This window comes from Streptomyces sp. NPDC002690 (genome assembly GCF_053592415.1).
On the sequence record NZ_JBSFVR010000353.1, the window covers coordinates 1 to 7799 of the forward strand.

At 74.8% G+C, this 7799-nt stretch carries 5 protein-coding genes; 3 read left to right on the top strand and 2 right to left on the bottom strand.

Going from position 1 to position 7799, the window contains the following annotated elements:
- Positions 1-984 (bottom strand): ABC transporter substrate-binding protein (locus tag ACWD3D_RS30090; protein WP_451463918.1); only part of this gene is annotated, 984 nt, incomplete at its 3' end.
- Here ACWD3D_RS30090 and ACWD3D_RS30095 point away from each other — a divergent pair.
- Positions 983-1126, top strand: a complete 144-nt coding sequence (locus tag ACWD3D_RS30095; RefSeq protein ID WP_451463919.1) for a hypothetical protein — start codon at positions 983-985, stop codon at positions 1124-1126. The two genes, ACWD3D_RS30090 and ACWD3D_RS30095, sit on opposite strands and share 2 nt — an antisense overlap.
- Positions 1127-1214: 88 nt before the next feature.
- Here ACWD3D_RS30095 and ACWD3D_RS30100 read toward each other — a convergent pair whose 3' ends face one another.
- Complete coding sequence (locus ACWD3D_RS30100) at positions 1215-4595, bottom strand: FHA domain-containing protein (RefSeq protein WP_451463920.1); 3381 nt, start codon at positions 4593-4595, stop codon at positions 1215-1217.
- A gap of 495 nt (positions 4596-5090) precedes the next feature.
- Between ACWD3D_RS30100 and ACWD3D_RS30105 the strand changes: the two genes are divergently transcribed.
- A complete protein-coding gene (locus tag ACWD3D_RS30105) occupies positions 5091-6800 on the top strand; it encodes a serine/threonine-protein kinase (protein WP_451463921.1) in 1710 nt (569 codons plus the stop codon).
- Between the two features lie 282 nt (positions 6801-7082).
- Positions 7083-7799, top strand: a 717-nt coding sequence (locus ACWD3D_RS30110; RefSeq protein WP_451463922.1) for a serine/threonine-protein kinase, incomplete at its 3' end; no start/stop codon positions are given.

The following is a 7799-nucleotide window of genomic DNA, read 5'->3' on the forward strand; positions in this document are numbered from 1 at the left end:
CGGGAACACCTTGGCGTCCGTACCGATCTTCGCGTCGGTCTCCGCGATGTTGACGGCGACGAAGTCGCCCTCGTAGACCATCGCGGCCTTGGGCTGGTCCCCGCCGGTGAAGGTCTGCGTCACCGAGGCCGGGAATTCGGTCTGGAGCGCCCCGGACGCACCGCCCGCGATCAGCTCCGGCTTGCCGAAGAGCTGCGCCAGCGTGGTGAGCGCGTCCTTCACGGACGGGTCCGTCCACTTGATCTCGTGCTTCGCCAGCTGGTCGTACTTCTCCGGACCCGCCTGGGAGAGGTAGACGTTCTCGAACCAGTCGGTGAGGGTCCAGCCGTCCGCACCGCCGACCGACACCGGGGTGACCCCGGAAGCCGACACGGTCTCCGCGGCGGAGAGGAAGTCCTTCCAGGTCTTCGGCTCACTCGCGCCCGCGTTGTCGAACGCCTGGACGTTGTACCAGACCAGCGACTTGTTGGCGGCCTTGTAGTAGACGCCGTACTGGGTGCCGTCCACGGCGCCGAGGTCCTGCCACACCTGCGCGTAGTTCTGGCCGAGCTGCGCCCGCGCCTCGTTGCCGACGGGCTTGGCCCACTTCTTCGCCACGGCCTGCTGGATCGCGCCCACCTGCGGGATCATCGCCACGTCCGGCGGCTGGCCGCCCGCGATCTTCGTACCGAGGAAGTTGACGATCGGGTCCTGCGCGGGGACGAAGGTGACCTCCGCTCCGGTCCGCTTCTCGAACTCGTCCAGGACCTTGGTGAAGTTCTGCTGTTCCGCGCCCGTCCACACGGCGGCCACGGATATTTGCTCACCGTCCAGACGAGGTAAGGCGACGGTCGACGAGGGCGACTGGCTCGCACTCGCGGTGGGGTCCGCGGTGGCCTTGTCGTCCTTGCCGTCGTCCGAATCGCCCGAGCAGCCGGTCAGCGCCAGTGCGCCCACCGCGGCGAACACCGCCGCCGTCCGCCCCAGTTGTTGGGTTCTGCGCATGTCTGCCCCGTTTCTCGGCGACCGCGTCCGCACGCTGCCGTGCGAGTGCCGCGTCGTCCGTGGGCACAAGTCCTACGCCGGAGCGCGGATCGCCCGCAATACCACCGCAGGGACCCGGCGGGCGATCGTGACCCGCTCGTGACGTCGTTCCGGGAGGAAACGCGCACCTCGTGGACAGGGGGCAGAAGGGCAGGTCCGTCCACCGGAAAAACGGCGCAATTCGTCGTACCTCACGAGGAGACGGGCGGCAGCGGGGGCAGTCGTTCGGCGTTCACCGAACGCGCCGCGCGCTCCAGCGCACTGGCCAGGAGCGCCAGGTCGGTCGGCCCGTTGCCCAGCTCGCGGACCGGGCGGCGGGTCGGCGGATCGCCCATCCGCTCCCACTCCAGCGGTACGACGGTCGGACGCAGGGTCGCCGTGCGCGGGATGCGGCCCGTCACCCGGCCGCCCTGGAACGGGGTGACCCGGCCGTCCGGATGCCCCAGCCTGCCCCGCCCCGGGGCCGGTTCGTCCGGCGAGGGCGGGAGTACCGGCGCGTCCAGCACGATCCGCAGCCGGGCGCCGCGCGCCAGCTCGGTGTCCTCGGTACGGTCCGGGCGGCCCGAGGACGCCACCAGATGCACCCCGAGCCTCCCGCCGTCCCTCGCCACGGCCTCCAGCGCCCGCACCACGGACCCGGCGGCAGGCCGCCCCGGACTGCCGAGCGCCGGAGCGACCAGCGCGTCGAAGTCGTCGGCGAGCACCACCAGCCGGGGCAGCGGCGACGGACCCGGGTCCACCGCCCGCGGGTCGGTGGTCCGCAGCCGCAGCGTGCCGGTCGCGGTGGAAGCGGCCGGGGTGTCGAGGCCCCCGCGCTGCTCGGAAGGGCTCGGCGGACGCTGGCCGACGAGCCGCCGGGAGACCTCTTCGCGCAGGTGCCACTCGGTGAAGTCCAGCCCGCCGAGCAACTCGGCGCGGCGCTTCAGCTCACCGCCGAGCGCCCGGGCGAACTCCCGCATCCGCACCGGATCGGAGGCCGACAGATACGAGAAGACGTGCGGCAGCTCGGTGCAGGGGCGCAGCCCCTCACCAGGCTCGCCGCTCTCCCCGCCCGCTCCGGCACCGTCCACCAGCAGGATGCCGAGCCGGTCGGGCCGGGCTGCCGAGGCGAGCGAGGCGGCGACCGCCCGCAGCAGCTCGGTACGCCCGCTGCCCGCGGGTCCCTCGACCAGCAGGTGCGGCCCCTCGTCGGCGAGGTCCACACTCACCGGCCCCCGGGGCCCGGCCCCGAGCACCACCACCGGCCGTCCGGCCTGCCCACCGGCCCCCTCACCGGCGGAGGCCGGTACGGAGGCCGCCGCGGACGAGGGGTACGGGGTGCGCTCGGAGTCCGTACGTGCCGCGGACGCCGGGTACGGGGTGTCGCCCGTACCCCGCGCCGTGGCACCCGGGTACGGGGTGCGGCCGGAGTCCGGGCGGGAGTCGGGGGTGCCGGGGTACGGGGTGCGGCCGGAGTCCGGGCGGGGCGGGTAAGGGGTGCGGCCGGAGTCGGGTGAGTCGGTGCGCTGACCGCCGACCAGGGGAGCGGTGCGGATCGGGCCGGTGGAGAGGGTGCGGCCGGGGCTCGGGGTGTCCTGGGGGTCGCGGAACCGCTCCGGGGTGGGCGTGGGCCGGACCGAGGCGCCGGGCTGGCGTTCGGCCGTCGACGCCCAGCGGGCCATCAGTGACGCCGGGGTGGCCCGGGCCAGGCCCAGTTCGTCCAGCAGCCGGGAGGAGGGCGGCAGCGCGGCGGTCTTCGCGAGGTCCGCCGCGGCGCCGGGGCCCTCGTCCCGCAGGGGCGCCAGCGCCCGGCCGAAGCGTTCCGCCCAGGCCGGGGACACGGCGTCCACGGTCGCCACCGTGCCGTGCCCGGCGACCTGACCGCCGGCCGTGCGCAGCAGCCGGAGCGCGGTCGCGACGTCTCCGCTGAGCATGGCGACCGCCCCGCACTCGCGGAAGGCGAGGGAGGCGTGGCAGGCGGTCTCGTAGGTCGCGGTGACGGGGGAGGTGGGCGAGGCCGGCGGGGTCTCCGCCAGACAGATCAGATGGATACCGGCCGCCGCGCCGGCGCCCGCCAGCCGTGCGGTGGTCTCCCGCAGCGCCGCCGTCCCGGGGTCGCCGTCCACGACCAGCACGGTGTACGGACCGGTCCAGGCGTCGGCGGCCTCGGCCACCGCGTCCCGGCCGGCGTGCGGCCAGCCGGGACCGAGCGGGCTCTCGTCCAGCCTGCGGACCAGTTCCGCCGTACGGGCCGCCGCCTGCTCCCGGTCGTACGCGAGGAGCAGCCGGCAGTCCTGTCCGCGCATCGGCCGCAGATGCGGCAGCCACCCCAGCCAGGACCAGGCGTGCCGCCGCTCGTCCGTCGTGCGGTTGCGGTCCGTGCTGATGAGCACGATCTCCAGGTCGGTGGGGGAGTGCAGGGCCGCGAGTTGGGCGACCGCGGAGCGGGCCAGCCCGGTGAGGCGCTCCCACGGCCCGGCGAGTCCGAGCGAACCGGCCTCGCGCAGCCCGACCGTCACCGGCACCGAGGGCAGCTCCGCCCGGTCGGTCGTGCCGAGCCGGAGGGCCAGCGCCTCCGGGTGGCCGGGGTCGCGCTCCCAGAGCCGGGGGCCCGGCCCGAGCGCGGTCAACAGCACCGCGGCGGGGTCGGGCCAGGTGCCCGCAGGGGCGGAAGGGGCCAGGAACTCCGTGTGCCCCGAGGCGGACCGGGGGGCGGGCACGGCCTCGGTGCCCTGCGCCTCGTGGTCGGCGCGGCCACCGGCCAGCCGGCGGGCCCAGGCGCTTATGCCGCCGCGCCGGGGCGGCTCCACGCCGGACCGGGTGTACGGGCCGGTGGACTCCCGGCGGTACGGCGAGTCGTGGCCGGACGGCCGGGTCTCCTCGGCGAACGACCCGTGCCCGTGGGCCGGGTCGGGGCCGTCGGCCCCGGGCGCGCCGGGCTCCGGCCGGGCCACCCGCAGATGCCCCTCACCGTCGGGTGCGGTCGCCAGAGTCCGGGGGCGGGGGCCGGTGGTGAGGCGGAGGGTGGACTCGCCGAGCCGCAGCAGGGCGCCCGCCGACAGCGGGACCGGCCGGGTGCCGATCTCGGCGCCGTCCAGCGAGGTGCCGTTCGTGGAGCCTAGGTCGGCCACGGTGACCCGGCCGTCGCCGGAGACCGTGACCGCGCAGTGCAGCCGGGAGACGTCCGGGTCGTCGAGCGGCACGTCCGCGTCGGCGGAGCGGCCGATCCGGATCTGGCCGCCGTGCAGCAGATGGACACCGCCCGCGTCGGGGCCCGCGACCACGTGCAGCCGGGCCGGGACGGAGTCGTCCGAGGACGGCTCGTCCTCACCGGGGCACTGGAGGGAGAGCACCGCGCCGTCGACCAGCGGCGGCTCGCCGACCGAGAGGCGCTGGGCGTCCAGCCGCTCCCGCCCGGCGAAGAGGATCACCGCGCCGCCGCCCAGTGACCCCTCGGGGCCCTGGACCGCCGAGGCGAGGGCCGAGGCCACGGCGGCGAGTGCGGTGCCCGCCGGGGCGGTGAGCAGGACATCGCACGCGCGCGCCGGTGCGTGTGCGGTGCGCGGCGCGAGGACGGTCAGCCGGATCTGCATCGCCGTCAGCGGTCCCTTCTGCGGGTTGCCCGGCAGGGGACCTCCCTGTGATGCCCCCCACCCGGCGCGGACGCGTCGTCCGGTACGGGTCGTCACGTACCGAGGGGCTCCCGCTCCCGCAGTTCCGTGATGGAGGCATCCTCGCACCTGCCACCGGCAACACGCCCACGGGTCATGCATAAGTGATCTTGATTGGTCGGGTGTGGGCGTAAAAGAGCCTGCTTGGCCAGGGTTCGGACAGTTCCGCGTGAGCCGGCCGTGGAGTGGGCAGACGTACGGACGCCCGAGGGCAACCGGCCGGTCGCCCGTCGCGTCTTTCCCGGAGCGGAGTGCGTGAGGGTGCGCGGAGCCGTCGGAGAGCAACCGGAAATGGCCGGAAACCGGCGGGTCACAGCGTGAACACAGCCCGTTCGTGACCCGTCGGCGGCCGGTTCGGCACCATTAGAGTGGGGCCTTTACCGACCACCGTCCCCACAACAGCAGGGAGCGCATGACGTGCGGCCCGTAGGCAGCAAGTACCTGCTCGAAGAGCCGCTCGGACGCGGCGCCACGGGCACCGTCTGGCGAGCCCGCCAGCGGGAGACCGCGGGGGCCGAGGCGGCCGTCGCGGGGCAGCCCGGCGAGACCGTGGCGATCAAGGTCCTCAAGGAGGAGCTCGCCAACGACGCCGACGTGGTGATGCGGTTCCTGCGGGAGCGCTCCGTGCTGCTCCGGCTCACCCACGAGAACATCGTGCGCACCCGCGACCTGGTGGTCGAAGGGGACATGCTCGCCCTGGTCATGGACCTCGTCGACGGCCCCGACCTGCACCGCTACCTCCGGGAGAACGGCCCGCTGACCCCGGTCGCCGCCTCCCTGCTCACCGCCCAGATCGCGGACGCGCTCGCCGCCAGCCACGCCGACGGCGTCGTCCACCGCGACCTGAAGCCGGCCAACGTCCTGCTCGACGAGCGGGACGGCACCATGCGCCCGATGCTGACCGACTTCGGCATCGCCCGGCTCGCCGACTCCCCGGGACTGACCCGCACCCACGAGTTCGTCGGCACCCCCGCGTACGTGGCCCCGGAGTCCGCCGAGGGCCGCCCGCAGACCTCCGCCGTCGACATCTACGGCGCCGGAATCCTGCTGTACGAGCTGGTCACCGGCCGGCCGCCGTTCGCCGGAGGCACCGCGCTGGAGGTGCTCCACCGCCACCTCAGCGAGGAGCCCCGCCGCCCCTCCACGGTCCCCGAACCCCTGTGGACGGTCATCGAGCGCTGCCTCAGCAAGGACCCGGACCGGCGGCCCAGCGCCGAGAACCTGGCCCGGGCGCTGCGTACCGTCGCCGCGGGCATCGGCGTGCACGCCAACTCCACCCAGATCGCCGCCGCCGACGGGGTCGGCGCCCTGCTCGCCCCGGACCCGGCGCCCGCGCCCGTACCCGAGACGCCCGGCGCCGCCGACCCCACGCAGGTGCTGCCGAACACCGGCGCCCCCTTCGGCGCCGGCGGGTACGACCCGAACGCCGCCACCAGCGTCATGCAGCACGGGCAGTTCCCGGGCGGCGCGGGCCCCGCGGCCGATCCCACGGCCGTCCTGCCGCCGGTGCCGCAGCGCCCGGACGGACCGCCGCAGCAGGACCCCGCACACCCCTGGCAGTCCCAGCTCCAGGCCGCGCGCGACCGCAACGAGCAGACCCAGGTGCAGTACCTCGACCCCGCCGACGACCCGCTGCGCCGCCGGCCCCAGCGCCAGCAGCCGCAACAGCAGCCCCCGCAGCGGCAGCAGCCCCAGCAGCAGCGCCCCCAGCACCAGCAGTACCCGCCGCGGCAGCAACAGCCGCAGCACTACCAGCAGCAGCCCCAGCAGCAGAACTATCCGCCCCAGCAGCAGTACGCACCCCAGCAGTACGGCCAGCAGCAGCCTCAGCGGCAACAGCCCCAGCGCGAGCAGTACGCGCCCCCGCAGCAGCCGCAGGCACCCGCCCCGCGCGAGCCGCGCCAGCCCCGGCAGCGCAGCGCCAACCCGATGAAGATTCCCGGGCTCGGCTGCCTCAAGGGCTGCCTGTTCACCATCGTGCTGCTCGTCGTCGCGGGTTGGCTCATCTGGGAGTTGACGCCGCTTCAGGACTGGGTCGACCAGGGCAAGGGGTACTGGGAGGCGATCGGCGACGCCATCAGCTCGGTGACGGGCTGGATCTCCGACCTCGGCGGCGGCAGCGCCTGACCGGGCGCCGCCGCACCGGCGGTGGTACGCACCTCACCTGCCGCGCCGCAGGGTCCGGGAAGCCCCGCACGGGCGTCCCGGACCCCGGGTCCAGGTCTCCGCTCCGTCTCGGCAGCGTCTCCGCACCGCATCAACTCTGTACCTTTGTCGACTCCTTCAGGGGCCTTACCGCCGCATTTCGCCCCCGGAGGGCAATGTTGGCGCCGACCGGGGCACGCAACCCCCCGTCCGCCGCGTAACTTTGTCGACCGGGGTTCACCGCCAGCCGCTGAGGGAGCAGTCTTGGCACGGAATATCGGCAGCCGGTACACCGCCCACCAGATCCTGGGGCGCGGCAGCGCCGGAACGGTGTGGCTCGGCGAAGGGCCCGAGGGGCCCGTCGCCATCAAACTCCTCCGCGAGGACCTCGCGTCCGACCAGGAGCTCGTGGGCCGCTTCGTCCAGGAGCGCACCGCCCTGCTCGGGCTCGACCACCCGCACGTGGTCGCCGTCCACGACCTCGTCGTCGACGGGAACGACCTCGCTCTGGTCATGCGCCTGGTGCGCGGCACCGACCTGCGCACCCGGCTGGACCGCGAACGCCGCCTCGCCCCCGAGGCCGCCGTCGCGATCGTCGCGGACGTGGCCGACGGACTCGCCGCCGCGCACGCGGCCGGAGTGGTCCACCGGGACGTCAAGCCGGAGAACATCCTGCTCGACATGGAGGGTCCGCTCGGCCCCGGTGGATCGCATCCCGCACTCCTCACCGACTTCGGTGTCGCCAAGCTCATCGACACCCCGCTGCGCACCCGGGCGACCCGGATCATCGGCACGCCCGACTACCTGGCGCCCGAGATCGTCGAAGGGCTCCCGCCACGCGCCGCCGTCGACATCTACGCGCTGGCGACCGTCCTCTACGAGCTGCTCGCCGGGTTCACGCCGTTCGGCGGCGGCCACCCCGGCGCGGTGCTGCGCCGGCACGTCACGGAGACCGTCGTCCCGCTCCCCGGCATCCCCGAG